At 69.8% G+C, this 26,096-nt stretch carries 22 protein-coding genes; 17 read left to right on the top strand and 5 right to left on the bottom strand.

The annotated features are described in order from the left end of the window. Positions 1-502: 502 nt before the first annotated feature. The gene (gene uvrA / locus HOV91_RS23555; RefSeq protein WP_174187569.1) at positions 503-3,454 is read left to right on the top strand and encodes an excinuclease ABC subunit UvrA; all 2,952 of its coding nucleotides are present in this window, start codon (positions 503-505) and stop codon (positions 3,452-3,454) included. 45 nt (positions 3,455-3,499) lie between these two features. Here the strand turns inward: uvrA and HOV91_RS23550 are convergent, their stop codons facing one another. From HOV91_RS23550 to HOV91_RS23540, 3 genes are all read right to left on the bottom strand, one after another. Beyond that, positions 3,500-4,210 carry an alpha/beta fold hydrolase gene (locus HOV91_RS23550; protein ID WP_174187568.1) on the bottom strand — a complete coding sequence of 237 codons (711 nt, stop codon included), beginning with the start codon at positions 4,208-4,210 and terminating at the stop codon, positions 3,500-3,502. A gap of 247 nt (positions 4,211-4,457) precedes the next feature. Further along, on the bottom strand, positions 4,458-4,799 hold the full coding sequence (locus HOV91_RS23545; RefSeq protein ID WP_174187567.1) for a DUF1844 domain-containing protein: 342 nt from the start codon (positions 4,797-4,799) through the stop codon (positions 4,458-4,460). 4 nt (positions 4,800-4,803) lie between these two features. Continuing rightward, the gene (locus tag HOV91_RS23540) at positions 4,804-5,331 is read right to left on the bottom strand and encodes a DinB family protein (RefSeq protein ID WP_174187566.1); all 528 of its coding nucleotides are present in this window, start codon (positions 5,329-5,331) and stop codon (positions 4,804-4,806) included. Positions 5,332-5,668: 337 nt separating this feature from the next. On the opposite strand from HOV91_RS23540, the gene infC reads away from it, so the two are divergent. From infC to HOV91_RS23520, 4 genes are all read left to right on the top strand, one after another. Then, positions 5,669-6,334, top strand: a complete 666-nt coding sequence (gene infC / locus HOV91_RS23535) for a translation initiation factor IF-3 (protein WP_083863358.1) — start codon at positions 5,669-5,671, stop codon at positions 6,332-6,334. Between the two features lie 58 nt (positions 6,335-6,392). Further along, a complete protein-coding gene (gene rpmI / locus HOV91_RS23530) occupies positions 6,393-6,587 on the top strand; it encodes a 50S ribosomal protein L35 (RefSeq protein ID WP_043689645.1) in 195 nt (64 codons plus the stop codon). A gap of 110 nt (positions 6,588-6,697) precedes the next feature. Beyond that, positions 6,698-7,078: a 50S ribosomal protein L20 gene (gene rplT, locus HOV91_RS23525; RefSeq protein WP_043723410.1), complete on the top strand. Its 381-nt coding sequence runs from the start codon at positions 6,698-6,700 to the stop codon at positions 7,076-7,078. 40 nt (positions 7,079-7,118) lie between these two features. After that, on the top strand, positions 7,119-7,916 hold the full coding sequence (locus HOV91_RS23520; RefSeq protein ID WP_174187565.1) for a TrmH family RNA methyltransferase: 798 nt from the start codon (positions 7,119-7,121) through the stop codon (positions 7,914-7,916). Between the two features lie 591 nt (positions 7,917-8,507). Here HOV91_RS23520 and HOV91_RS23515 read toward each other — a convergent pair. Beyond that, the gene (locus HOV91_RS23515) at positions 8,508-9,080 is read right to left on the bottom strand and encodes a TetR/AcrR family transcriptional regulator (protein WP_246350618.1); all 573 of its coding nucleotides are present in this window, start codon (positions 9,078-9,080) and stop codon (positions 8,508-8,510) included. A gap of 102 nt (positions 9,081-9,182) precedes the next feature. Here HOV91_RS23515 and HOV91_RS23510 point away from each other — a divergent pair, with 102 nt between their 5' ends. From HOV91_RS23510 to HOV91_RS23485, 6 genes are all read left to right on the top strand, one after another. Then, a complete protein-coding gene (locus HOV91_RS23510) occupies positions 9,183-10,610 on the top strand; it encodes an MFS transporter (protein ID WP_174187564.1) in 1,428 nt (475 codons plus the stop codon). A gap of 445 nt (positions 10,611-11,055) precedes the next feature. Further along, the gene (pheS, locus tag HOV91_RS23505; RefSeq protein ID WP_174187563.1) at positions 11,056-12,117 is read left to right on the top strand and encodes a phenylalanine--tRNA ligase subunit alpha; all 1,062 of its coding nucleotides are present in this window, start codon (positions 11,056-11,058) and stop codon (positions 12,115-12,117) included. Between the two features lie 33 nt (positions 12,118-12,150). Further along, positions 12,151-14,661, top strand: a complete 2,511-nt coding sequence (pheT, locus tag HOV91_RS23500; RefSeq protein ID WP_174187562.1) for a phenylalanine--tRNA ligase subunit beta — start codon at positions 12,151-12,153, stop codon at positions 14,659-14,661. A gap of 5 nt (positions 14,662-14,666) precedes the next feature. Continuing rightward, entirely contained in the window at positions 14,667-15,431 is a 765-nt protein-coding gene (locus HOV91_RS23495) for an alpha/beta hydrolase (RefSeq protein ID WP_174187561.1), read from the top strand. Between the two features lie 420 nt (positions 15,432-15,851). Next, positions 15,852-16,370, top strand: coding sequence for a PspA/IM30 family protein (locus tag HOV91_RS23490; RefSeq protein ID WP_174187560.1), 519 nt, complete (start codon positions 15,852-15,854; stop codon positions 16,368-16,370). Between the two features lie 43 nt (positions 16,371-16,413). Next, positions 16,414-17,439 carry a hypothetical protein gene (locus HOV91_RS23485; RefSeq protein WP_174187559.1) on the top strand — a complete coding sequence of 342 codons (1,026 nt, stop codon included), beginning with the start codon at positions 16,414-16,416 and terminating at the stop codon, positions 17,437-17,439. Positions 17,440-18,076: 637 nt separating this feature from the next. Here HOV91_RS23485 and HOV91_RS23480 read toward each other — a convergent pair. Beyond that, a complete protein-coding gene (locus HOV91_RS23480) occupies positions 18,077-18,580 on the bottom strand; it encodes a DUF3558 domain-containing protein (protein ID WP_174187558.1) in 504 nt (167 codons plus the stop codon). A gap of 320 nt (positions 18,581-18,900) precedes the next feature. Here HOV91_RS23480 and HOV91_RS23475 point away from each other — a divergent pair, with 320 nt between their 5' ends. The 6 genes from HOV91_RS23475 to ppc all read left to right on the top strand — a co-directional run bounded on the left by HOV91_RS23475 (position 18,901) and on the right by ppc (position 26,051). Beyond that, positions 18,901-21,375, top strand: a complete 2,475-nt coding sequence (locus HOV91_RS23475) for a sensor histidine kinase (protein WP_312884742.1) — start codon at positions 18,901-18,903, stop codon at positions 21,373-21,375. Next, a complete protein-coding gene (locus HOV91_RS23470; RefSeq protein ID WP_233063360.1) occupies positions 21,372-21,800 on the top strand; it encodes a roadblock/LC7 domain-containing protein in 429 nt (142 codons plus the stop codon). The genes HOV91_RS23475 and HOV91_RS23470 overlap by 4 nt, the downstream gene beginning before the upstream one ends. Beyond that, positions 21,797-22,138: a DUF742 domain-containing protein gene (locus HOV91_RS23465; RefSeq protein WP_174187557.1), complete on the top strand. Its 342-nt coding sequence runs from the start codon at positions 21,797-21,799 to the stop codon at positions 22,136-22,138. The genes HOV91_RS23470 and HOV91_RS23465 overlap by 4 nt, the downstream gene beginning before the upstream one ends. Before the next feature lie 16 nt (positions 22,139-22,154). Beyond that, complete coding sequence (locus tag HOV91_RS23460; RefSeq protein WP_174187573.1) at positions 22,155-22,712, top strand: GTP-binding protein; 558 nt, start codon at positions 22,155-22,157, stop codon at positions 22,710-22,712. A gap of 81 nt (positions 22,713-22,793) precedes the next feature. Beyond that, positions 22,794-23,213: a VOC family protein gene (locus HOV91_RS23455; RefSeq protein WP_174187556.1), complete on the top strand. Its 420-nt coding sequence runs from the start codon at positions 22,794-22,796 to the stop codon at positions 23,211-23,213. A 78-nt stretch (positions 23,214-23,291) separates the two neighbouring features. Continuing rightward, positions 23,292-26,051: a phosphoenolpyruvate carboxylase gene (ppc, locus tag HOV91_RS23450; RefSeq protein WP_174187572.1), complete on the top strand. Its 2,760-nt coding sequence runs from the start codon at positions 23,292-23,294 to the stop codon at positions 26,049-26,051. Positions 26,052-26,096 lie beyond the last annotated feature (45 nt).

The following is a 26,096-nucleotide window of genomic DNA, read 5'->3' as shown; positions in this document are numbered from 1 at the left end:
GGTGACGTCCGTCATAAAGGAGGTGGGGAGGCCGGTGGGATGGGCACAGCGGGCTCAGTCTAGTCGGCAGTCGGTGCGCACGCGGCGAAGTCGTTCGACCGGCGCGTGACCGCGGTCGCTGTCCTCGCCGGGTTCGTCCGCACACGAACCGCGTGACCTCGAGCACCCTGCCCTCGGGCGGCCCGCGGACGATCGCCTTCCTTCCATGGCCGAGTTCGGCGTTGCCCCAGTCATCGCGCCCGGCCGAAAGGGCGCGGCGCAGCGGCGGCGGGCCGGCGAAGGGGGAATGACGAGGTCCGTTCCGCTGTTGACCAGGGATGCCGGGAGGGCGATGCTACGGAGGCGTCCCGACCCGTTTCCCGGCTCGATCCGTGACGTCCGGCCGCCGGGTTCCCGCGTTCGTCCAGGTGACAGGCGGTCCGTGAAACTTGTCGGTGCTCATGCCTAGCATGGCGGCCGGGGGTATGTCTGGACGCCGAACACGAAGGAGAAGGGACGACCTGTGGCGGAACGCCTCACTGTGCGCGGAGCTCGGGAACACAACCTCAAGGGTGTCGATCTCGACCTGCCCCGCGACAGCCTCATCGTGTTCACCGGTCTGTCCGGCTCCGGCAAGTCGAGCCTGGCCTTCGACACCATCTTCGCGGAAGGGCAGCGGCGCTACGTCGAGTCGCTGTCGGCGTACGCGCGGCAGTTCCTCGGGCAGATGGACAAGCCGGACGTCGACTTCATCGAAGGTCTCTCGCCCGCGGTGTCCATCGACCAGAAGTCGACCAACCGCAATCCGCGCTCGACCGTGGGCACCATCACGGAGGTCTACGACTACCTGCGACTGCTCTACGCGCGGGCGGGCACGCCGCACTGCCCCGTGTGCGGCGGGCTGATCGCCAAGCAGACGCCGCAGCAGATCGTCGACCAGGTGCTGGCCATGGAGGAGGGCATCCGCTTCCAGGTGCTCGCTCCGGTGGTGCGCACCCGCAAGGGCGAGTTCGTCGACCTGTTCGACCAGCTGAACACCCAGGGCTACTCCCGTGTGCGGGTCGACGGCGTGGTGTACCCGCTCACCGATCCGCCGAAGCTGAAGAAGCAGGAGAAGCACGACGTCGAGGTCGTGGTCGACCGGCTGGCGGTGAAGCCGAATTCCAAGCAGCGCCTGACCGATTCGATCGAGACCGCGCTGCGCCTGGCCGACGGCATCGTGGTGCTCGACTTCGTCGACCGCGACGAGCACGCCCACGACCGGGAGCGCCGCTTCTCCGAGCGCCTCGCCTGCCCGAACGGTCATCCGCTTGACATCGAGGACCTGGAGCCGCGCTCGTTCTCGTTCAACTCGCCCTACGGCGCCTGCCCGGACTGCACCGGCCTCGGCATCCGCAAGGAGGTCGACCCGGAACTGGTGGTGCCCGACCCGGCGCTGAGCCTGAACGAAGGCGCCATCGCGCCGTGGTCGCGTGGCCAGACCGCGGAGTACTTCACCCGGCTGCTGTCCGGCCTCGCCGATTCCATCGGCTTCTCCATGGACACCCCGTGGCAGGATCTGCCGCCGAAGGCGCGCAAGGCGGTGCTGGAGGGCAGCGCCGACCAGGTGCACGTGTCCTACACCAACCGCTACGGGCGCAAGCGCTCGTACTACGCGGACTTCGAGGGCGTGATGCCGTTCCTGCAGCGGCGCATGGAGAGCACCGAGTCCGAGCAGATGAAAGAGCACTACGACGGGTACATGCGCGACATCCCGTGCCCGGTGTGCAACGGCGCTCGGCTGCGCCCGGAGATCCTCGCCGTCACCATCGCCGCGAACGGCGACAAGAAGTCCATCGCCGACGTCAGCGACTTGTCCATCGGCGAGTGCTCGGCGTTCCTGAACTCGCTCACCCTCGGGGAGCGCGAGGCGGCGATCGCCGGGCAGGTGCTCAAGGAGGTGCAGGCGCGGCTGGGCTTCCTGCTCGACGTCGGCCTGGAGTACCTCACGCTCTCGCGCGCGGCGGCCACGCTCTCCGGTGGTGAGGCGCAGCGGATCCGGCTCGCGACACAGATCGGCTCCGGCCTGGTCGGCGTGCTGTACGTGCTCGACGAGCCGTCCATCGGCCTGCACCAGCGGGACAATCGCAGGCTCATCGAGACGCTCACGCGGCTGCGCAATCTCGGCAACACGCTGATCGTGGTCGAGCACGACGAGGACACCATCCGCGCCTCGGACTGGGTGGTCGACATCGGCCCGTTCGCAGGCGAGCACGGCGGCACCGTGGTGCACAGCGGGCCCTACCAGGAACTGCTCACCGACCCGAACTCGCTGACCGGTGCGTACCTGTCGGGCCGGGAGCGGATCGAGGTGCCGCTGGTGCGCCGCCCGGTCGGCAAGAAGCGGCAGCTCACCGTCGTGGGGGCGAGCGAGCACAACCTGAAGGGCATCGACGTCGCGTTCCCCCTCGGCGTGCTCACCGCGGTGACCGGTGTCTCCGGTTCGGGCAAGTCGACGCTGGTGAACGACATCCTGGCGACGGTGCTGGCGAACCGGCTCAACGGCGCGCGGCAGGTGCCGGGCAGGCACACCCGGGTCAACGGGCTCGATCACCTGGACAAGCTGGTGCAGGTGGACCAGTCGCCGATCGGCCGCACCCCACGGTCCAACCCGGCCACCTACACCGGCGTGTTCGACAAGATCCGCACCCTGTTCGCGGCCACCACCGAGGCGAAGGTGCGCGGATACCAGCCGGGCCGGTTCTCGTTCAACGTCAAGGGCGGGCGATGCGAAGCCTGCTCCGGTGACGGCACGCTCAAGATCGAGATGAACTTCCTGCCGGACGTGTACGTCCCGTGCGAGGTCTGTCACGGCGCGCGCTACAACCGGGAAACCCTCGAGGTGCACTACAAGGGCAAGACCATCGCCGAGGTGCTGGACATGTCCATCGAGGAGGCCGCCGAGTTCTTCGAACCGGTCACCTCGATCCACCGCTACCTCAAGACGCTGGTGGACGTCGGCCTCGGCTACGTGCGCCTCGGTCAGAGCGCTCCCACGCTCTCCGGTGGTGAGGCGCAGCGCGTGAAGCTGGCCGCCGAGCTGCAGAAGCGGTCCACCGGCCGCACCGTGTACATCCTCGACGAGCCGACCACCGGTCTGCACTTCGAGGACATCCGCAAGCTGCTCAACGTCATCAACGGCTTGGTGGACAAGGGCAACACGGTGATCGTCATCGAACACAACCTGGACGTCATCAAGACCTCCGACTGGGTGATCGATATGGGCCCGGAGGGCGGCTCCGGCGGCGGCACCGTCGTCGCCGAGGGCACGCCGGAGGAGGTCGCGGCCGTCGCGGACAGCTACACCGGCCAGTTCCTGAAGGAGGTGCTGGACGCGCGGCCCGCGCCGCAGAGCGCCGCGAAGAAGGCTCCGGCGAAGAAGACGGCGGCGAAGGCGACCAAGCGGGTGGCGAAGAAGACGGCATCGGTCGGTTGACCATCGCCCGGCGCGGCCCTGCTCGCACGGGCCGCGCCGCTGCCGTCAGCGGTTGGCGATGGCGTGGATCAGCTCGGCCAGTTCCTTGGGCTTGGACCACATGGGCCAGTGCCCCGTGGGCAGGTCGACGTATTCGGCGTCGATGCGGGCCAGCTCGGCGAAGATCGGCGCTTCGCCGTTGTCGCGCAGCTTCTCGACCAGTTCGACGGTCATGCTGCTGCAGATCACGGTGGTGGGCACCGCCAGGCGCGCGGCCGAATCGCTCAACCGCAGCGGTGCGCCCGCGACGGACGCCGGCTCCGATACCGCGCGCTCCCGGAAACGCGCCAACGCGGTGTCGTCCAAGCCCGCCAGACTGCTGCCCTCGGCCTCCAGGTCGGACCATTCCGGCAGGACCCACTCGCGCGCGGCGGCGTCCAGCGCGGAGTTGATGACGAAACCGTTCGGCAGCGGTGCGCTGTCGACGTAGATCGCCCGGCGGAACAGGTCGGGCGCGCGGTCGATGGCGAGATAGGCGGGCGCCGCGCCACCGGAGTGCGCGACGAGCACGACGTTCTCGCCCGCGGGCACCGCGTCGATGATCGCCTCGGCCTGGGATTCCAGGGTGGCCGACAACCGATCGGGGTCGGCGGCGTCCAGACCGGGCAGCGTGAGCGCCAGCACTTCGTTGCCCCGCTGCCGCAGATCGAGCGCGACTTCGTCCCACGCCCATGCGCCGAGCCAGAATCCCGGAGTGAGAAGAATCCGTGTAGCCATGGGCTCACTGTGCCCTACCCGTTGGGATATTTCCTAAACATCGTTGTCCCCATGGGTATTTCGCTCACAATTTCCGGCCGTGAGTCGAATTTCCGGAGGAACTGAGGTAGGGCGCGCTGGTGATCTACCCGGCGTCGGTGTCGTCGTCGGTCGGCGCATACTCGCCGGCGTCCGTCGGGACGCGGTACCGGCGCGCACGGCCGAGGAGCGAGCGTGCCGTCCGCGGGACCCGCGCCGGACCTCGAATTCAGTAGACGGGGCCGGTGTATTTCTCACCCGGGCCCTTGCCCGGTTCGTCGGGATGCGCGGAGGACTCACGGAACGCGCGCTGCAGCGACTGCAACCCCTCGCGGATCGGTCCGGCGTGCGGGCCCAGGTACTCCACCGAGGCCGTGACCAAACCGGCCAGCGCGGTGATCACGCGCCGCGCCTCGTCCAGATCGCGCCGCGGGCTGGCGTCCGGGTTCTCGTCGGCCAGGCCGAGCTTCTCCGCCGCCGAACTCATCAGCATGACGGCGGCGCGGCTGATCACCTCCACCGCGGGGATGTCGGCCAGTTCGCGAACGGAGGCGTCGAGGTCGTCGGTCATGTCTTCAGGCTAGCGACGCCGCGCGCAGCATCCTGAGGTGGCCGATCTCGGTGACGTTCTTCATCAGCTCCGCGTTCACCCAGCCCGCCAGATGCGCGATGGTGAGCCCGGCGTCGGCGGGCCACGGGTAGGCGGAAGGGCGGTCCAAGTCGGACTCGGCGAGCCCGTCCAGTACGCGCACCCATTCGGCGTGCAGATCGCGCAGGCAGGCGATGGCCGCGACGCCGTCACCGGGCCAGTGCACGTCCTCCCGCGCGGGCGGGGCGAGCCCCTCGGCGTGGTCGATCGCCGCGCCCCACCACCAGCCGATGTGCCAGGTGAGCCACCCGATCGTCGGAACGGGCACGGGATCGGGTTCGGTGTCGGCCCAGTCCGGCCGCCACACGCCGTCGGTGTCGGGGCGTACCGTCCAAGTGAGCTCGGCGGGTTCCCAGAGGAAATCCTCCGGCGTCAGCGCTTCGAGATGGATCCCGGCCAGCGACCAGGTCAGGTCGAATTGCCATCGGAGCAGGTCACGGCGTGGTGGGCGCACCGGGGGAGCGTGGCACGCGACAGGCGGCCGGGCAAGGCATTTTCGACCCGATTCGGCGATAGCCGAACGGAATGTTAGACTTTCCGCTGACGACCGCCCCGGGCTTGCCTCGGGGCTGATAAGTGGAGCCCGACTCCCACCGCTGCCGACGAGTCATCGTACGGTCCAGCGGTCCGGTCACCCGCCCCGCGAGGGCGGGTTTCTCGTGCCGAGTTCTCCTGGAGAACCCGCGCACGAGAGTCGATCCGAGTTCGCTCGTGGTCGGCGATCGGTCGACATCGGGCCCCGTGCGCGGAATACCGCACCGGGGCCTTCGTGTTGAACAGGGGTTGCAGTTATTGCGCGCGGTCGTCCGACGACACCGCTTGACCTAGGAGGCCCCATCAGCACTGAGACCCGCATCAACGATCGCATCCGTGTTCCCGAAGTCCGGCTCATCGGGCCTGGCGGCGAGCAGGTTGGGATCGTGCGTGTTGAAGATGCACTACGCGTCGCCCTCGAAGCCGACCTCGATCTGGTCGAGGTGGCACCCGATGCCCGTCCGCCGGTCTGCAAGATCATGGACTACGGCAAGTTCAAGTACGAGACGGCGCAGAAGGCGCGCGAGTCTCGGAAGAACCAGCAGCAGACGGTGATCAAGGAGCAGAAGCTCCGCCCGAAGATCGACGACCACGACTACGAGACCAAGAAGCGCAACGTCGTTCGCTTCCTCGAGGCCGGGTCCAAGGTCAAGGTGACGATCATGTTCCGCGGACGCGAGCAGTCCCGGCCCGAACTCGGCTTCCGGCTGCTGCAGCGGCTGGCGTCCGACGTCGCCGAGCTCGGCTTCGTGGAAACCTCGGCCAAGCAGGACGGTCGCAACATGACCATGGTCCTCGCCCCGCACAAGGGCGCGAAGACCCGGGTGAAGGCACAGCAGGAGTCGGCCCCGCGTCCGGCGCCCAGCGCCGCCCCGGCCGGTCAGCCCGCCGCGGAGCAGGCCGAGACGGCCGGCCCGCAGTAACACCGATCAGAACGCCGGCGGTCCTTTCGGACCGCCGGGACGACAGATAGAGGAATCCATGCCGAAGATGAAGACGCACAGCGGCGCCTCGAAGCGATTCAAGGTGTCCGGCAAAGGCAAGCTGCTTCGCCAGCAGGCGAACCGTCGCCACCTGTTCGAGCACAAGCCCACCCGCCGGACTCGCCGTCTGGACGGTGTGGAAGTCGTCGCCCCCGCCGACGTCCGTCGCGTGAAGAAGCTGCTCGGTATCTGATCGCGCCCGCGCGCACACCGACCGGCACCCCGCGACCGGAGTACCTCCGTCGCCACCCCCGACCAATTTCCGGGCGCTGCCCCGCGCCCCAGATCGAACAGGACTGACCAGTGGCACGCGTCAAAAGGGCCGTCAACGCTCAGAAGAAGCGCCGTTCCATCCTTGAGGCCTCCAAGGGCTACCGCGGCCAGCGCTCGCGGCTGTACCGCAAGGCCAAGGAACAGCAGCTGCACTCGCTCACCTACGCCTACCGGGACCGCCGGGCGCGCAAGGGTGACTTCCGCAAGCTGTGGATCGCGCGCATCAACGCCGCCGCGCGCATCAACGACATCACCTACAACCGCTTCATCCAGGGCCTGAAGGCCGCGGGTGTGGAGGTGGACCGCAAGATCCTCGCCGAGCTCGCGGTGTCGGACGCCGAGGCGTTCGCCGGTCTCGTCGCGATCGCCAAGGCCGCCCTGCCGCAGGATGTCAACGCGCCGGCTGCCTGAGTCGCCTCCGTTGGCACACGGACAACTTTCGGAACGACCCGTGGAAGCGCTCAGCGAGCGCAATCCGCGGGTCGTTTCCGCTGTGAAGCTGCAGCGCGGCGCGCAGCGTCGCAAAGCGGGACGGTTTCTCGCCGAAGGCGCGAACGCCGTCGCGGCGGCGCTGGAAACCGGGCGCGTCCACGAGCTGTTCTACTCGAAGGCAGCCGCCGAGCGCGACCACGCGCTGATCGCGGGAGCCGCCGCCACCGGGGTGCGCACCACGCTGGTGAGTGATCGCGCGGCACAGCACCTCGCGGACACCGTCACCGCGCCCGGATTGGTCGCGGTCTGCGATCTGCTCGACGTGCCCATGGCCGGTGTCCTCGACGCGCAGCCTCGGATGCTGGCCGTTCCCGTCGAGATGGCCGAGCCGGGCAACGCGGGAACGCTCGTGCGGGTGGCCGATGCCGTGGGCGCCGACGGCGTGGTGCTCGCGGGTGACACCGTCGATCCGCACAACGGCAAATGCGTGCGGGCCAGCGCGGGCAGCATCTTCCACGTGCCGATCGCACGGCACCGCGACGTCGGCGAGACGCTGGACGCGATCGCCGCGGCGGGCATCACGATCCTGGCGACGGCAGCCAACGGCGAAGTCGACCTCGACGACGCCGACCCACTGTTCACCGCCCCCGTCGCCTGGCTGTTCGGCAACGAGGCACACGGCTTGGACCCCGCTGTCGCACAGCGCGCCGACCATCGCATCCGCATCCCCATTCACGGACGCGCCGAAAGCCTCAATCTGGCCACAGCCGCCGCGATCTGCCTCTACGCAAACTCCCGCGTGCGCTGGGCTGTGTAGTTTCTGCCGCGCTTACGGCGCTGCGGGCTGTGTTTGATTGGCCGCGCCTGCGGCGCGGCGGGTTCGCGGCCCCCTGGTGGCTCGCGTTTGCGCGGCCGCCGCTTGCTCCTTCGTCGCTTGCGCGGCGGCCGCGCAAACGCGAGCCGGGCCGCGAACGGCGCATGCTCGGTCTCGCTTCGCTCGAAAGTCGTGGTTGGGGTGCGCTGGGGGCGTTGGTAGTGGAGGTCGGGACTTAGCGCACGGCTGTTCGTGGGGGCTGGCGGTCTGTGATGTGGTGTGTTCGCGGGCTGTGTTTGATTGGCAGCGCCTTCGGCGCTGGGTGTTTGCGGCCCCTTTGTGGCTCGCGAACGGCGGATGTTCGGTCTCGCTTCGCTCGAAAGTCGTGGTTGGGGTGCACTGGGGGCGTTGGTAGTCGAGGTCGGGACTTAGCGCACGGCTGTTCGTGGGGGCTGGCGGTCTGTGATGCCGCGTGTTCGTGGCCCTCTTTGTGGCTCGCGTTGCGTGATCGTTGCTTGCTCCTTCGTCGCTTGCGCGGTGGTCGCGCAACGCGGCGCTGTGTGGCGCTTCCACGCGGGCGGTGAGGCGGGATCGTCAGTCGCCGTGTGCGCTGAGATTCCGCAAGATTCCCTCTGCCCAGGCCGCTGGGACCGCGTCCGGTCCGGCTACCCGCATCGCGCTCATCACGGTGAGCAGCATTCCGGTGGACAGGAAGCGCCGGGTCTCTGTTTCCGGTGCTCCGGTGAGGTCTCGAATCAGCTCGTAGATCACGCCGAAGCGGGTCCTGACTTGGTCGCCGATCGCCGGGTCCGCGCTGGCTGCGAAGCCGTGCAGCAGCAGTTGGAGCAGTTCTCGTTCGGCCAGGAAGACCGAGTAGCCGTTGGCGAGAGCGGCCAGGGCGTCCTCGGGGCCCGCATCGGGCGGCGCTTGGGTGCGGGCGGCGCGGAAGATCTCCTCGATCCGGTCGCACACGCGGTGCAGGGCCGCGCGGAACAGGTTCTGCTTGGTGCCGAACAGCCGGATCACGTACGGCTGTGACACGCCCGCGCGCCGGGCGATCTCGTCGGTCCGGGTGGCGGCGTAGCCGGATTCGGCGAACGCGGACACCGCCGCGCGCAGTACCTGCTCGCCTCGTTCTTCGGCCGTCATCCTGGTCCTGGTCGCCATCGTGCTCCGTTTCCGCTGGTTCCGCGTGTGCCTTGACATGTTATCAGTCGATGCATACCGTTTTCGGCAGTAGTTATCAGTCGATTACAACAAGGATTGGACATGACCGAGACCCTCCCACCCGCCGCGGCGCCCGCTGTCGCGCCGGTGGCCACGCTCGGCGGGCGCAGGCTCGCCGCCGTACTCACCGCGGTCGGCATCCCGATGTTCATGGTCACGCTGGACAACCTCGTGGTGACGAACGCGCTGCCGGTAATCCGCACCGAGCTGGGCGCTTCGCTGGCGGACCTGCAATGGTTCGTCAACGCCTACACGCTGTCGTTCGCCTCGCTGCTGCTCACCGCGTCCGCCATCGGTGACCGGCTCGGCAGGCGCCGGATCTTCCTGCTCGGCATCGCCCTGTTCACGCTGGCGTCCGCGGCCTGTGCGCTGGCGACCGGACCCGGCATGCTGATCGCGGCACGGGCGGTACAGGGCTTCGGCGCGGCCGCCGTGATGCCGCTGTCGCTGACCCTGCTGTCCGCCGCCGTCCCGGAACGGATGCGCAACGCGGCCATCGGCATCTGGGGCGGTATCGCCGGACTCGGCGTCGCGCTCGGCCCGCTGGTCGGTGGCGCGGTGGTGGACGGGCTGAGCTGGCAGTGGATCTTCTGGCTGAACGTGCCCGTCGGGCTGGTCGTGCTGCCGTTCGCCGCGCGGGTGCTGGCGGAATCACGCGGTCGCGGCCGCCGTCTCGATCCGGTCGGGTTGCTGCTGTCGGCGGGCGGCGTGCTCGCGATCGTGTGGGGCGTCATCGACGGCGCGGACGACGGCTGGACGTCACCGAGCGTGGTGTCCGCGCTGCTCGGTGGCGCGGTGCTGCTGGCCGGGCTGGTCGGCTGGGAACTGCGCGTGCCCGAGCCGATGCTGCCGCTGCGGTTGTTCCGCTCCCGGGCGTTCAGCGTGAGCAATGTGGTCGGCTTCGCCTTCTCGGTCGGCGTATTCGGCTCGATCTTCCTGCTCGCGCAGTACTTCCAGGTGGTGCAGGGTTACAGCCCGCTGGAATCGGGCGTGCGCACCATGCCGTGGACCATGGCGCCGATGGTGGTCGCGCCGATCGCGGGTCTGCTGGTCGATCGGGTGGGTGCGCGGACGTTGATCACCACCGGGCAGGTGCTGTTGGCCGCGGCGCTGGCCTGGATGGCCGCGATCACCACGGTGGACGTCGCCTACGGCGCGTACGTCGCGCCGTTCCTGCTCGCGGGCGTCGGCATGGGGCTGACCTTCGCGCCCGCGTCGACCATCGTGATGGCCAGCGCGGCGCCGGAGGACCAGGCCATGGCATCGGGCACCAACAACACCGTCCGCGAGGTGGGCGTCGCGATGGGCGTGGCGGTGCTGGCCTCGGTGTTCGCCGGATCCGGTTCCTACCTGGGTCCGCAGAGCTTCGTCGACGGTCTGGTTCCCGCGGTGTGGGTCGGCGCGGCGATAGTCGCGGTAGGCGCGCTGGTGTCGCTGCTGCTGCCACGGCGGGGCACCGCGGCCTACTGAGTCCGATCCGGGCGTCCCTGTCCGTGCTGTGCGCGGACAGGTTCGTCGTCTGGCTGGGGTCCGGCGTGCCGGGGCAGCGAGCGCGCCACAGTCGTCCCGCGCGCGTCACCACCGACCGTGCCGAAGACCCGATGACGTACCCGGCTCTGGGGCTCGATGACCATTCGCGCGTTGTACGCTGCGCGGCCGCAGGTTCCACTCGTCGTGCCGGACGAAGCCTTGCGTGAGTGATCAGGCGCACAATCCGATGCGACCGGGCAGGGTAGCGAGCAACACCGGCGCTGCGCCGTGTCGGGGGTAATCCACGTGAAAGGCCTGCGGTCGATCCAATAGTGTGTAGTCGACGCAATAGCGTTCGGTGCACGCTATGCCGTTCACCAGCAGCAGTGCGGGCAGGCGATGAGCCGCGCCCGCGAACCGATCCCCAGGGGAGAGACGGAGCATCGTGGCCGACGACATCGACGCAGGCGAGCAGAACGCGGCGCTGACCGAGGAGGCACTGGCCGCGGCCGCGGCGGCCGCCGAGAAGGCGTTCGCCGCTGCCGCCGACCTGGATGCGCTCGCGGTCGCGAAAACCGAGCACCTCGGCGGCAAGGCGCCGCTGGCCCTGGCGCAGCGCGCGCTGGGCGCACTGCCCAAGTCGGAGAAAGCCGACGCGGGCAAGCGGGTCAACGTCGCCAGGTCCAGGGTGTCGGAGGCGTTCGAGGCCCGCCGTGCCACGTTGCTGGCCGAGCGCGATGCCGCCGTGCTGGTCGCCGAGGCGATCGACGTGACGCTGCCCGCCCGCCGCGCGGCCGTCGGCGCACGGCACCCGATCACGGTCATCTCCGAGCAGATCGCGGACGTGTTCGTCGCGATGGGCTGGGAGGTCGCCGAAGGTCCCGAGGTGGAGACCGAGCACTTCAACTTCGACGCGCTGAACTTCCTGCCCGACCATCCGGCCCGCACCATGCAGGACACCTTCCACATCGCGCCGGAGGGCTCGCGTCAGGTGCTGCGCACGCACACCTCCCCGGTGCAGGTGCGCTCGATGCTGGAACGCGACCTGCCGATCTATGTGGTCTGCCCGGGCCGCACCTTCCGCACCGACGAGCTGGACGCCACGCACACCCCGGTGTTCTCCCAGGTCGAGGGCTTGGCGGTGGACAGGGGCCTGACCATGGCGCATCTGCGCGGCACGCTGGACGCGTTCGCCAGGGCGCTGTTCGGGCCGGACACCCGCACCCGCATGCGTCCCAACTACTTCCCGTTCACCGAGCCCTCCGCCGAGGTGGACGTGTGGTTCCCGGACAAGAAGGGCGGCGCGGGCTGGGTCGAATGGGGCGGCTGCGGCATGGTGAACCCGAAGGTCCTGATCGCCAGCGGTATCGATCCCGAGGTGTACAGCGGGTTCGCGTTCGGCATGGGCTTGGAGCGGACGCTGCAGTTCCGCAACGGCATCCCGGACATGCGCGACATCGTCGAGGGCGACGTGCGCTTCACGCTGCCCTTCGGTATCCGGTCCTGATCCCACCCTTCGATCGAGAGAGCGAAACGACAAGTGCGAGTAGCGCAGTCCTGGCTGACCGACATCATCCAGCGCACCAACCCGGAGTGGTCGGTGACGCCGGAGGAGCTCGACGCGGGATTCGTCCGGGTCGGGCTGGAAGTCGAAGAGGTCGACAAGCTCCAGCGGGTCGCGGGCCAGGCGGAGGCGGGCGGCGAGCCGCTGGTGGTCGGCCGGGTGGCCGAGATCACCGAGCTGACCGAGTTCAAGAAGCCGATCCGCTTCTGCAAGGTGGACATCGGCAAGCCCGAACTGCAGGAGATCATCTGCGGCGCGCGGAATTTCGAGGTCGGTGACCTGGTGGTCGTGGTGCTGCCCGGCGGCGTGCTGCCCGGTGGCTTCCAGATCACCTCCCGCAAGACCTACGGCCATGTCTCCCACGGGATGATCTGCTCGGTCGCCGAACTGGGTATCGGCAAGGACCATTCCGGCATCCTGGTGCTGGAACCGGGCACCGCCGAGCCGGGCACCGACGCCAACGCGCTGCTCGGCCTGGACGACACCGTCATCGAGCTGAACATCACCCCCGACCGCGGCTACTGCTTCTCGGTGCGCGGTCTGGCCCGCGAACTGGCGTGCGGCTTCGATCTCGACTACGCCGACCCCGCGGTGCGGACCCTGCCCGAGCACGAGGAAGAGGCCTGGTCGATCCGGGTCGAGCCGGATTCCAGGTGCACCCGTTTCGCGGCGCGCCGGGTCACCGGCGTCGATCCGAAGGCGGTCAGCCCTTGGTGGTTGCAGCGCAGGCTGCTGCTGTCGGGCGTGCGGCCGATCTCGCCCGCGGTGGACGTCACCAATTACGTCATGCTCGAGCTGGGGCAGCCGCTGCACGCCTTCGACGCGGCGAAGGTGTCGGGCGGCTTGGTGGTCCGCGCGGCGAACAAGGGGGAGACGCTGCGCACCCTGGACGACGTGGAGCGCACCCTCGACCCCGAGGACGTGGTGATCGCCGACGATTCCGGCGTCGTCTCGCTGGCCGGCGTGATGGGCGGGGCGAGCACCGAGGTCGGCGCGCAGAGCACCGACATCCTCCTGGAGGCGGCCACCTGGAATCCGCTGCTGGTCTACCGGACCGCGCGCAGGCACAAGCTGGTCTCGGAAGCGGGCAAGCGGTACGAGCGGGTCGTCGATCCTGAGATCAACGTCGCCGCGCTCGATCGGGCGGCCACCCTGCTCGCCGACATCGCCGGGGGCACCGTGGAACCGGTGCTCACCGACGTCCGGATCCCGGTCCCCGCCCCCGAGCCCATCCGCATGGACATCGACTTGGCCGATCGCGTCGCCGGCGTCGTCTACCCGACGGGCACTTCGGCGCGCCGCCTGGCCCAGATCGGTTGCACCGTCGAGGTCGGCGTCAGCGACGCCGGGCACGGACAGCTGGTGGTGACTCCGCCGAGCTGGCGGCCCGACCTGGCTCAGCCCGCCGACCTGGTGGAAGAGGTGCTGCGGCTGGAGGGCTTGGAGCAGATTCCCTCCGTGCTGCCCGCCGCACCGGCCGGGCGGGGGCTCACGCCGGCCCAGCGCCGCCGCCGCGCCGTCAGCCGCGCGCTGGCGTTCGCGGGCGCCGTCGAGGTTCCGCCGCCGGTGTTCCTGCCCGCCGGGGTGTTCGACACCTGGGGGCTGGATGCCGACGATCCGCGCCGTGCCACCACGAAGGTGCTGAATCCGCTCGACGTGGAGCGCGCCGAACTGGCCACCACGCTGCTGCCCGGCCTGTTCGAGGTGGCCGCTCGCAACATCTCGCGGGGCGCGCGCGATCTCGCCCTCTACGGCATCGCGCAGGTGGTGCTGCCCGGGGCGAACACCAGGGCGGTCGAGCCGCTCCCGGTGGACCGGCGTCCCACCGCCGACGAGATCGCCGAATTGCTCGATTCGCTGCCCCACCAGCCGGTGCACGTGGCCGCCGTCCTGACCGGACGCCGCGAGCCACGCGGGCCGTGGGGGGCGGGCCGTCCGGTCGAGGCCGCCGACGCGTTCGCGCTCGCCGACGCGGTCGCCGACGCGGCGGGCGTGACCATCGAGCGCCGCCCGGCGGCCCAGCTGCCCTGGCACCCCGGCCGTTGCGCGGAGCTGGTGGTGGATGGAACCGTCGTCGGCTACGCGGGTGAGCTGCACCCCGCCGTGCTGGAACGGTCCGGTCTGCCGCCGCGCACCTGCGCCGTCGAGCTGGACCTGGACGCGTTGCCGCTGCGGGAAGCCCGGCCGGTGCCCACGGTGTCGCCGTTCCCCGCGGTGCTGCAGGACGTCTCGGTGAGCGTCGAGAAGACGATTCCGGCGGCGTCCGTCCAGGCGGCGCTGCGCACCGGGGGAGGCGAGCTGCTGGAGGACATCGCGCTGTTCGACGTGTACGAGGGCGCGCAGGCGGGTGAGGGCCGCAAGTCGCTCACCTACGCACTGCGTTTCCGTGCCACCGACCGGACCCTCACCGAGGACGAGGCCAGCGCGGCGCGCGACGCGGCCGTCGCGGCGGCGGCCGACGCGGTGGGTGCGGTACTGCGCGGCTGACCGTCATGCGACACCCGGCCCATCCGATTCTCAACGCGCTGACCTACCTGCCGGAGCGGACCGTGCTGCAGACCCCGGCGCTGCTCGGCATGGAGTACACCGATCTGTCCCTGCCCACCTCGGACGGACAGATCGTGCACGCCTGGTGGATTCCCGCACGTGAATCGGTCGGGCATGTCCTGTTCGCGCACGGCAACGCGGGCAACATCGGCGACCGGGTGCCGATCTACGCGTTGCTCACCGAGGCCGGGTTCGACGTGCTGGCCTTCGACTACCGCGGGTACGGGCGCAGCACCGGAAAGCCCTCCGAACGCGGTACCTACCTCGATGCCCGTGCCGCGCGCGCCGCATTGCTGGCCCAGCCCGGTGTGGACCCCGCCCGGGTGCTGTACCTGGGCAAGTCCCTCGGCGGTGGCGTCGTCCTGGAGCTGGCGCAACAGCATCCGCCGGCCGGTGTGATGCTGATGTCCACCTTCACCGGCCTTCGTGACGCGGCGCGCTCGGTGTATCCGTTCCTGCCCGCGCCGCTGGTCCCGAACGCCTATCCGAACGAACGCCGCATTCGCAACCTGCGCGCCCCGGTCCTGATCATGCACGGCGACCAGGACGAACTGCTGCCGCTGCGGCACGCGCAACGGCTCTACGCCGCGGCGCGGGAGCCGAAACGGCTCGTCGTCTTTCCCGGCGCCGGGCACAACGACCTGATCGTCGTGGGCGGCTCGACCTGGTACGACCTCGTGCGCGAGTGGGCGGGCGCGCGGGTGCGGTAGTCGAACCCCGCGGTCCGGGCCGCGCGCCGCAACCCCAGGTTCGAGCGAAGCGAGATCGAGCATGCGCCGTTCGCGGTCCGGCTCGCGTTTGCGTGGCTGCCGGGTACGCGACGAGGGAGCAAGTCGCGGTCACGCAAGCCGCAAAGGGCTGCGACGAGGCCGCGTCGCGAAGCTGCCAGCCTTACGAAGTGCCGTGCGTTATGTCCTGAGTTCGCCTATCGACGCGCCCAGCGCACCGCGACTACGCCTTTCGAGCGCAGCGAGATCGAGCATGCGCCGTTCGCGGTCCGGCTCGCGTTTGCGCGGCCGCCGCGCAAGCGACGAAGGAGCAAGCGGCGGCCGCGCAAACGCGAGCCACCAGGGGGCCGCGAACACGCCGCGCGAAGGCGCGGCCGATCAACAACTGCGTAGCCTGGCGGTATGAGTGACGACAGCGAGATCGCGCGCCGGTTGGCCGACCTGTCCGACCTGGAGCTGGCGGGTGTGCTGCTGGTCGCGACGGCGGCGCGCCCCGGGTTCGCGGCGGTGCACGCGGCGCTGCTAGGCGTGTTGGAAACGGGTGATGCGGTCGCCGCACCCGGTGTGACTCCTACCACCCCGGGCGGCGCCCCTGCGCCCCTCGGGCAGTCGCCGGAGACATCCGGCCAGGTCGGCGGCACTTCCGCGGTACCGGCGGTACCGGTACCGTCGCCGGGTATGCCCCCGCCCGTCGCGAGCGGCGGATATTCGGCCTCCGGCGTTCCTACTTTCGAGTCAGTTCGCGATAAGGTCGAGCAGCGCTACGGTACCGCGCAGGGGATGGGCGAACTCGACCGGCAGACTCCCGCAGGCCGCAGCGTGGACGAACAATGGCAGGCACGCGAGAAGGCCGCGCGTGAGCGGCTGGACCGGATCCGGAAATCGTTGCGGGACAACGACGCCGACCCTGACCAGCCGTGATCCCGGCCGGGCGCGCCGGAGGAGAAGTGATGGGTGGAATTCGATGAGCGAGCCGCGTGAAATCGCCGAACGGCTACTGGACGCCCAGGTGGAATTCCTGCTCGCGGAGGTGAGCGGCGCGCGCTTCGCCGAGGTGATCGCCCGCGACACCGAAGCGGTGCTCGCCGTCGCCGACACGCTGGTCTTCCGGGACGTCGTCGAGATCGAACAGGCCAAGCAGACCGTCCGGACCATCGTCGAGCTGATCGGCGGCAGCCCCGTGATCGCCGACATGGTCGGGGTGTTCGCCGATTCCATCTACGACCACATCGCCGCCAACCACGACTACCGGCTCGGCGAGGTGGTCGAGCGCGAACCGGTCGAGGCGCTGCTGGAGAAGATCTTCGGCATGCACCAGGCGCAGGAGCGCATCCTGGACCGGCTCACCGAGAGCCCGCTGGTGGCGACCGTCGCCTCGAAGTTCGTGGACAAGCTGATCAACGACTTCATGCAGGCCAACCGGGAGCGCGCCGAGAAGATCCCTGGCGTCTCCTCCCTGATGTCGCTGGGGCAGTCCGCGGCCAACCGTGCCAAGAAAGTCGCCGCCGACAGCACCTTCGTCGGCGATCTGGCGGGCAAAGGCGCGCTGTTCGCGCTCAAACGCACCAACAACGCCATCCGCGAGATGCTGCGCGACGCGCCGGTGCACGACGCCGCGATGGAGTTCTGGGATCTGCACGCCGACGAACCGGTCAGCGGCCTGCGCCAGTACCTCACCCAGAAGGACCTCAACGAGCTGGTGCTGCTGTGCTACGAAATCGCCGTCACCACCCGCGAGAAGGAATACTTCGGCCTGCTCGTGGACGAGTGCGTCGAGGTGTTCTTCACCAAGTACGGCGATTACACCCTGGCCGCCATGCTGCCCGAACTCGGGCTCACCGGTGACGACATCGCCAGGGAGATCCTGCGCTACGGACCGGCGGTCATCGAGGGCGCGAAACGAGAAGGCGTGCTGGCCGGGCTGATCCGCGAACGCCTTGCGCCGTTCTACACCTCCGACGAGGTACTCGCCATACTGGGCTGTGTTTGATTTGCCGCGACTTCGTCGCGGCGGGTTCGCGGCCCCTTTGTGGCTCGCGTTTGCGCGGCCGCCGCTTGCTCCTTCGTCGCTTGCGCGGCGGCCGCGCAAACGCGAGCCGGGCCGCGAACGGGCAATGCTCGGTCTCGCTTCGCTCGAAAGTCGTGGTTGGGGTGAGCTGGGTGCGCTGGTTGTCGAGGTTAGGGCATTGTGCACGCGGTTGTAGTGCTGGGCGTGGGATGGTTTCAGTGGTTCGAGCGGTCGTTATTTCGAGGTGAGCTGGGCTGTGGACGGCGGATGCTCGGTCTGGCTTCGCTCGAAAGTCGTGGTTGGGGTGCGCTGGTTGTCGAGGCTAGGGCATTGTGCACGCGGTTGTAGTGCCGGGCGTGGGCTGGTTTCAGTGATTCGGGCGGTCGTTATTCCGAGGTGAGCTGGGCTGTGGACGGTGGGAGTTCGGTTTTGCTTCGCTCGGAATCGGGGGTTGGTGCGGTGGCGTGGGCGTGAGCTTGTCGCCTGGAGTTTTCCGTGGTGTGGCGGGGGCGCGAAGCTTCGGCGCTTGCTCCTTCGCGGAGGCGTGACCGTCCGCCGGCGCTCGGCTGTGCCCCCGGACGCGGGCGGGGGGTTCGTGCCCTCGTGGGCGGGCGCCGCGCTACTTCGGGAGTGCGGGGACGATCGCTTCGCCGACGGTTGTCAGGCGGTCGCAAGGGTTCTGGCCCGCGGTCTTGTTGACCAGCGTCAGTTGCAGTAGTCCCTGGCGGGCGGGGAACAGTACGTCGCACATCTGGTCCTTGGCGGCGTCGTCGACGCGGAACTGGCGTCCGGGGCGGCCGGCGATCGTAATGTCCTGGAAATCGACGTTGCCGGGCTTGCGCTCGAACTCGGCGACGGACGAGCCGTTGGAGAACACCCCGAGGGTGAAGTCGGCGCCCTTCCATCCGCAAATCTCCCAGCCGGGCTGCTTGACGCCGCCGACGCCGACCTGCTTGCTCGCCGGATCGAGTCCGGCGCTGGTCAGCGCGTTGTCGGGGATGCCGGTGCAGGGATCGAACAGCGCGGCGGAGGTGCCCGCGGCGGCCTGCGTGGTGGTCGTCGCCGGTGACCCGCTGGACTCGTCGCCGCAGGCGGCGAGTCCGAGTACCAGTGCTATTGCCAAGGGAACCAACGTGATTCGGTGCGCCATCCCGCCCTCTTGCCTCCGGTGTGTCGCGCCGGACTGTATCAGAGTCGCGCCGAGGGGTTTCGCGGCGGGCGAACGCGGGTAATAGGCAGCGTGATTCGGCGTCTACCCGCACCCGAGCGGAGGCCGGATTCGTCGCGCCCGGTAACCCCTGGTTGCCAGTGTGTTTAGAAGTGCGCACAGTGTCCGGTTTGTCTGAATTTCGCGTTGACACCGGGAAGGCCCTGTGAAAGTTTGCCCCTGATTTCCGTGTCCTCGCCGTGCAGCGGTCACGGCGGCCGATCGGAGGAGCAGAGGTGGTGCGGTCACGTCGACGACCGGAATTATCCGGCGGCACACGGTTGTCCGCGCCCGGCGAACGGCAGGGGTCGGGCAGCGGAATCGTCCGCCCCCGCACCATTCGCGGACAGTTGGCTCGAATCCTCGTCGTCTCCTTGGTTCTGGTGCTCGCGCTGCTGGGCGCGATGGTCGCGCGGGAGGTCGACGCGTACCGCGGGAGCCGGGACACGGCGACTGCGGTATCGCTGGCGCTGGCGGTGCAGGACTTGGTGCACGAGGCGCAGCGCGAGCGCGGCCTGACCAACGGCATGCTCGGCGGTGACGGGCGATTGCTCCAGCCCGTGGCCGACCAGCGCGGCGCGGTCGACCGCGCGCTGCGCGAGTTGCGGGGTGCGATGGCGGAGAACCCGCCCGGCGCGGACCGGGTGCGCGCGGCCGCCCGGCCGCTGACCGACCTGGACGCGACCCGTGCCCGGATCGATGAGCGGCGAACGGCACGGCAGGCAGCCTTCCAGTACTACACCGACGCCATCGACGCGCTGAACCACCTGTCCCTCGGTCTCGACCAGGCCGCCGATCCGGCGGTCCGGCACGGGCTGCAAGCGTTGTACGCGCTGGGCGAAGCCAAGGAACAGACGGCGCGCGAACGCGGCTTCCTCAACGGCGTCTTCGCCGCCGGCGGTTTCGAGCCGGGCGAGTACGTGCAGTTCCTCGACATCCGAGCGGCCAAGCTGGCCGGTCTTGCCGCGTTCGCCCGCGACGCCACCGCGGCCCAGCAGGCGCGGTTGGACGCCGTGCTGGACAGCGAGAGCGCGGTCCGGGCCGCGGAGTCGGAGAACATCGCGATCGCCTCCAGCGCCGGGCCGCTGGTGCGTCCGGTCGACCCGATCACTTGGTGGGCCAGGATGACCGGGGTCATCGATGAGCAGCGCACCGTGCAGCAGGCGGTCGGCGCCGACATCGGCTCGCGCGCGGAGGTGTTGCGCCGCAACGCCGCCTTGGTCCTCGGCGCGTTCGTACTCGCCGCGCTGGCGGCGATCGCGGTGGAAGTGGCGCTGGTCGTCTCCGCGGTGCGCGCGATCGTCCGGCCGCTGGCCATGCTGGCCGCGGACGCCGACGACGTATCGAGCCGGCGGCTGCCCGACGTGATCGCGGCCTGGCGCACCGGCGACGACACCCGCCCGCCGGACCCGCCCGCTCCGGTGCGGACACCGGCGGGCGCGAGCGTCGAGATCGCCGCCGTGGCACGAGCTCTGGATCGGGTGCAGTCCACCGCGTTCGACCTCGCGTCGGAGCAGGCGCTGGTGCGCCGCAACACCACCGAGTCGATGGTCAGCCTGGCCCGCCGCAGCCAGAACCTCGTGCGCCGCCAGCTCGGCCTGATCAGCGAATTCGAGCGGGAGGAACTCGATCCCAAGGCGCTGTCGAACCTGTTCGAACTCGACCATCTCGCCACCCGGATGCGCCGCAACGCCGAGAGCCTGCTCGTGCTGGTGGGCGAGGCGAGTCCGCGCCGCTGGGCCGAACCGATCCCGCTCAGCGACGTGATCCGCGCGGGCCTGTCCGAGGTGGACGACTACCGCAGGGTGGTGCTGCGCCGGATGGACGAGGTGCTCGTCACGGGCGCGGCGGCCAGCGAGCTGGCCCACATGCTCGCGGAGCTGATCGAGAACGGACTCGCTTTTTCCCCACCGGATCTCGAGGTCGAGATCTACGGGCGCGCCGGGCCGAACGGATATCTGCTCGCGGTGGTCGACCACGGAGTCGGCATGCCCGCCGACCACTTGGCCCAGGCCAACGCACGACTGCGCGGCGAACAGGATTTCGTCGTCGCGCCGACCCGCCATCTAGGCCACTACGTCGTCGGCAGGCTCGCCGAGCGGCTCGGCATCGGCGTCGAGCTGAGCGTCTCACCGGTGAGCGGCATCGTCGCGCGCCTGACGCTGCCGTCGGGCATGCTCGACACCGGGCAGCTACAGCGCGACGACCCGGGCGAGCCCGCGCCACGCGCCGCCGCGCTGCCGATCGGTTCGAGTCCGCCGAGGCCACGTCCGTCTGCCGTCGAATCGACCGTGGCTCGGGCACCGGCTCGATCCTGGGCGGACGCCGGGTCGTCGGCCTACACCCCGGTCGTCGCCACGCTGACGGAACCGGCGGCCGCGCCGAGCGTCGCCGCCCTCGAGTCGCGCAGTCCGGCAGCCGATTCCGGACCCGTGACGCGGCACACCAAGAACGGCTTGGTCAAACGCAACAAGAAAGCTCGCGCAGCCGCTACGGGCGCACGGCCCAGTGCGATGCCCCGATCGGAGCCCGCACCCGCGGTCGAGCGCTCACCCGAGGAGATCCGCGGCATGCTGTCCGCCTTCCGCTCGGGCTATCAGCGTGGCGCGCCCGGAAGGCACGCCGCCGCCCCGCGGGACGACCTCGTCCGCGCCGCCGATGCGGCGCACGAATTCCAGCCCGCCGCGACCATGGCAGAGGAGATCCGGTGACCACCCACATATCGAGCGCCGACCCGCACACCTTCAATTGGATGCTGGCCAACTTCGTCCGCGAGACCGACGGTGTCCGCGAGGCGGTCGCGGTCTCCTCGGACGGCCTGCTCATCGCCATGTCCGACGGCCTGGACCGCATCTCCGCCGACCGGCTCGCCGCCATGGTGTCCGGGCTGGTCGGGCTCGCCAGAAGCGCCTCGCGCAGTTACTCCTTCGACGGTCTGAAGCTGATCATGATCGAGATGAAGCGCGGCTTCCTGCTCGTCTCCGCCCTGGGCGACGGCAGCTGCCTGGGCGTGATCGCCGACAGCGGTTGTGACGTCGGCCTGGTCGGGTACGAGATGGCGGTGCTCGCCGAGCGTGCGGGCGCGCTGCTGGATCCCGCGCTCATCGCCGAACTGCGCGAGACGCTGCGGCGATGAGACGCGAATCCGCCGCCGACGATCGATTCGTGCGGCCCTTCGTGGTCACCGCCGGACGCACCACGCCACTGCTGGACGGGTTGCGCATCGAGACGTTGGTGCGGGCCGAGCCCGCCGCGCTGTCCGCACCGCTGCGCTTCGAGCAGCTCACCCTGGTCCGGCTGTGCCAGCAGCCGCACTCCATCGCCGAAATCGGCGCCGCGCTGCGGGTTCCGATCGGGGTGGCCAAGGTCGTCGTCAGCGACCTGGCCGCGACCGGACACGTGACCGTGCGCGCCGCCGACCAGCTCACCGCCGCTGCCATCGAGAGGATCAGGGACCTTGTCCGGGCACTCTGACATGCGAACGCCGACCATGCCGTCCTCGGTGAAAATCGTGATCAGCGGCGGGTTCGGCGTCGGGAAGACGACGTTCATCGGAGCCATCTCCGAAATCGAGCCGCTGGTGACCGAGGCGGCGATGACCGAGATGGCCGTCGGCGTGGACGACCTCGCACACCGTGCGGACAAGACACAGACCACCGTCGCCCTCGACTTCGGCCGCATCACCCTGGACAGTTCGCTGATCCTGTACCTGTTCGGCACGCCGGGCCAGGACCGCTTCGTCTTCCTGTGGGACGACCTGGTCGACGGCGCGCTCGGTGCGGTGATCGTGGTGGACACCAGCCGTGTCGACGACTGCTATCCGGTGCTGGACTATTTCGAGGAACGCGGCACGCCCTTCGTCGTAGCGGTCAACCGCTTCGACGGCAGCGCGCACTTCGACCTCGACGAGGTCCGTGAGGCGCTGGAGCTGGAGAACTGGATTCCGGTTCTGGAGTGCGATGCCAGGTCTCGTGATTCGGTCAAAGAGGTGCTGGTCTCGCTGCTGGAACAGGTATTGCTGCACCGCCCGGATCAGCTCACCGCGTGAGGCATGGGCTCGGGACCGATGAATTCTCCGCGCGTCCGGCGTCTGTACTGTTGCCCGTCCCGAACGACGACAAGGAGCATCATGAGCAACGGCGCGGACCTCGCCCTCACCCACATCGGCGTGCTGGTCGGTGACCAGGACAAGGCCCTGGAGTTCTATCGCGACGTCATCGGACTCGAGGTGCGCGCGGACATGCCGTTCGCCGGTGGGCGCTGGGTGACCGTCGGCCCCGCGAAGCAGCCGGGTATCGAGTTCATTCTGGAGACCCCGGAGATGGTGCCGGACGAGGCCGCCGTCGCGGCGGCGCGGGCTCGGCTGGCCAACGGCGCGCAGGGCACACTGATCTTCACCACCGACGCCGTGGACGCGACCTTCGCCCGGCTGCGCGACGCCGGGGTCGAGGTGACGCAGGAGCCGATCTCGCAGCCGTACGGGGTACGCGACTGCGGATTCCGCGATCCGTGGGGCAACCACCTGCGCTTCTCCGAACTCCCCAGCTGACCCGGGCGCGGCCGGTGTGGGCCGCGTCGCATACCCACGCAGGCCGCAGGGCAATACTGTCTGATCATGGGCGAAACGATGAGTGAGACCCAGCAGGACGCCATCCGGCCGCTGCGCGACGACATCCGGTTCCTCGGTGGCGTGCTCGGCGACACCATTCGCGACCACGAGGGGCCGGAGGTCTTCGACCTCATCGAACGGGTGCGCATCGAGGCGTTCCGGGTGCGCCGCGAGGAGGTCGAGCGCAGCGCCGTCGCGGCGCTGCTGGACGGTGTGGACATCGCGGTGGCCCTTCCGCTCATTCGCGCGTTCAGCTACTTCGTGCTGCTGGCCAATCTGGCCGAGGACATCCAACGCGACCGGCGCCGCGCGGCGCACGAGGCGGCGGGCGAACCGCCGCAGGAGTCGTCGCTCGCGGCCACCTACCGCAAGCTGGACGCGGCGGCGCTCGACGGAGCCCGGGTCGCCGACCTGCTGTCCGACGCGCTGGTGTCCCCGGTGATCACCGCGCACCCGACGGAGACGCGCCGCCGCACCGTCTTCGACGCGCAGGCCAGGATCACCGAGTTGATGCGCCTGCGCCAGCGCTACGCCGAGAGCGAGCGCGAGCGGGCCGATCTGGAGCTGCGCATCCGTCGTCAGGTGCTGAGCCTGTGGCGCACGGCGCTGATCCGGTTGGCCCGCTTGCGCATCCAGGACGAGATCTCGGTGGGCCTGCGCTATTACGACCTCACCCTGTTCGAGGTGATCCCGGCGATCAACGCCGAAGTGCGCGCCGCGCTGCGCTCGCGCTGGCCGGGTGTCGAGCTGCTGCCGCGCCCGATCCTGCGTCCCGGCTCGTGGATCGGCGGCGACCGCGACGGAAACCCCTATGTCAACGCGGATGTCGTGCGTCAGGCCGCTTATCGCGCGGCCGGTCTGGCTTTCGAGCGCTACCTGCGCGAGCTGGTGGAGCTGGAGAAGACGCTGTCGCTGTCGGCCCGGCTGGTCACGGTGACGCCCGAGGTCGCCGCCCTCGCCGAGACCGGCTATCCCGACCCGGCCGCGCACGCCGACGAGCCCTATCGCCGTGCGCTGCATCATGTTCGAGCCCGGCTGACCGCCACCGCGTTGTCCGCCCTCGGCGAGGTTCCACCGAACGGCTTGGACACCGGGGCGCGGCCGTATCCGTCCCCGCAGGCGGTGCTGGACGACCTGGACGCCGTCGACGTCTCCCTGCGGCGCAGCGGTGACGGCCTGCTCGCCGACGATCGCCTCGCCGCGTTGCGCCATGCCGTGGAAACGTTCGGCTTCCACCTGCAAGCTCTCGACATGCGGCAGAACTCCGAGGTGCACGAGCAGGTCGTCGCCGAGTTGCTGGCCTGGGCCGGGGTGCATTCCGACTACGCGAGCCTGCCGGAGGCGCGCCGGGTGGAACTGCTCGCCGCCGAGCTGCGCACCCGGCGCCCGCTGCTTGGCCCGCACGCGCGCCTGAGCGAACTCGCGGCCAAGGAACTCGGCATCATCCGCGCCGCACGGGAAGTGGTGGACACGCTCGGCGCGCAGGCGGTGCCGAACTACGTCATCAGCATGTGCACGTCGGTCAGCGATCTGCTCGAAGCCGCCCTGCTGCTGAAGGAGGGCGGGCTGCTCGACCCGGGGGAGCCGGACGGGCCGCCGAGCTGCCCGGTGGGCATCGTCCCGCTGTTCGAGACCATCGAGGACTTGGGCGCCGGGGCGGCGACGCTGTCGGCGGCGCTGGAGGTGCAGGTCTATCGCGAGCTGGTGGCCGCGCAGGGGATGCGCCAAGAGGTGATGCTCGGCTACTCCGACTCCAACAAGGACGGCGGGTACCTGGCCGCGAACTGGGCGCTGTACCGGGCGGAGCTGGATCTGATCGAGGTCGCCCGCAAGACCGGCATCCGGCTGCGGCTGTTCCACGGCCGGGGCGGCACGGTCGGCCGCGGCGGTGGCCGTAGTTACGACGCGATCCTCGCGCAGCCCGCGGGGGCGGTGCGCGGCTCGCTGCGGCTCACCGAGCAGGGCGAGGTGATCGCGGCCAAATACGCCGAACCCGGTGCGGCGCACCGTAATCTGGAGTCGCTGATCGCGGGCACGCTGGAGTCGACCCTGCTGGACGTGGAGGGCCTCGGCGCCGACGCCGAGCCGTCCTACGGGATCATGGACGACCTTGCGGCCCGCGCCCGCGCGGCGTACGCGCGGCTGGTGCACGAAACCCCGGGATTCGTCGAGTATTTCCGCCAGTCCACGCCGGTCGCCGAGGTGGGCGATCTGAACATCGGCAGCAGGCCCGCCTCACGCAAGCCCACGAATTCGGTCGCCGACCTGCGCGCCATCCCCTGGGTGATGTCGTGGAGCCAGGCCAGGGTCATGCTGCCCGGCTGGTACGGCACCGGCACCGCGCTCGAGGATTGGATCGGCGGCGACCCGCAGCGCCTGGCCACCCTGGCCGACCTGTACCGCCGCTGGCCGTTCTTCCGCACGGTGCTGTCCAACCTGGCGCAGGTGATGGCCAAGAGCGACCTGGACATCGCCGCACGCTACGCCGAACTCGTGGAGGACGTGGCGCTGCGCGAGCAGATCTTCGGCATGATCCGGGACGAACACGCCAGGACCGCGCGCATGCACGCCGCCATCACCGGCAACGATCACCTGCTGGCCGACAACCCGTCGCTGGCGGAGTCCATCCACAACCGGTTCCCCTACCTGGAGCCGCTCAACCAGATGCAGGTGGAGCTGCTGCGCCGCCTGCGCGCCGGGGACGATTCCGAACTGGTGAAACGTGGCATCCTGCTGACCATGAACGGCCTGGCCACCGCGTTGCGCAACTCGGGCTGAGCCGCCGAGGCGGTTCCGGTGGGAAGGAGCGTCGTGCCGATCGAC

The organism is Nocardia barduliensis, assembly GCF_013315795.1.
GTDB classification, from domain to species: Bacteria; Actinomycetota; Actinomycetes; order Mycobacteriales; family Mycobacteriaceae; genus Nocardia; species Nocardia barduliensis.
This window is presented reverse-complemented; position numbering and strand designations above follow the sequence as displayed.

Coding starts and splice junctions, on each gene's coding strand:
- HOV91_RS23550 (WP_174187568.1), bottom strand. CDS start 4,210: ATGGCTACACGGATTCTTCTCACTCCGGGATTCTGGCTCGGCGCATGG.
- HOV91_RS23545 (WP_174187567.1), bottom strand. CDS start 4,799: ATGACCGACGACCTCGACGCCTCCGTTCGCGAACTGGCCGACATCCCC.
- rpmI (WP_043689645.1), top strand. CDS start 6,393: ATGCCGAAGATGAAGACGCACAGCGGCGCCTCGAAGCGATTCAAGGTG.
- HOV91_RS23515 (WP_246350618.1), bottom strand. CDS start 9,080: ATGGCGACCAGGACCAGGATGACGGCCGAAGAACGAGGCGAGCAGGTA.
- HOV91_RS23510 (WP_174187564.1), top strand. CDS start 9,183: ATGACCGAGACCCTCCCACCCGCCGCGGCGCCCGCTGTCGCGCCGGTG.
- HOV91_RS23495 (WP_174187561.1), top strand. CDS start 14,667: ATGCGACACCCGGCCCATCCGATTCTCAACGCGCTGACCTACCTGCCG.
- HOV91_RS23490 (WP_174187560.1), top strand. CDS start 15,852: ATGAGTGACGACAGCGAGATCGCGCGCCGGTTGGCCGACCTGTCCGAC.
- HOV91_RS23485 (WP_174187559.1), top strand. CDS start 16,414: ATGAGCGAGCCGCGTGAAATCGCCGAACGGCTACTGGACGCCCAGGTG.
- HOV91_RS23465 (WP_174187557.1), top strand. CDS start 21,797: ATGAGACGCGAATCCGCCGCCGACGATCGATTCGTGCGGCCCTTCGTG.
- HOV91_RS23460 (WP_174187573.1), top strand. CDS start 22,155: ATGCCGTCCTCGGTGAAAATCGTGATCAGCGGCGGGTTCGGCGTCGGG.
- HOV91_RS23455 (WP_174187556.1), top strand. CDS start 22,794: ATGAGCAACGGCGCGGACCTCGCCCTCACCCACATCGGCGTGCTGGTC.
- ppc (WP_174187572.1), top strand. CDS start 23,292: ATGAGTGAGACCCAGCAGGACGCCATCCGGCCGCTGCGCGACGACATC.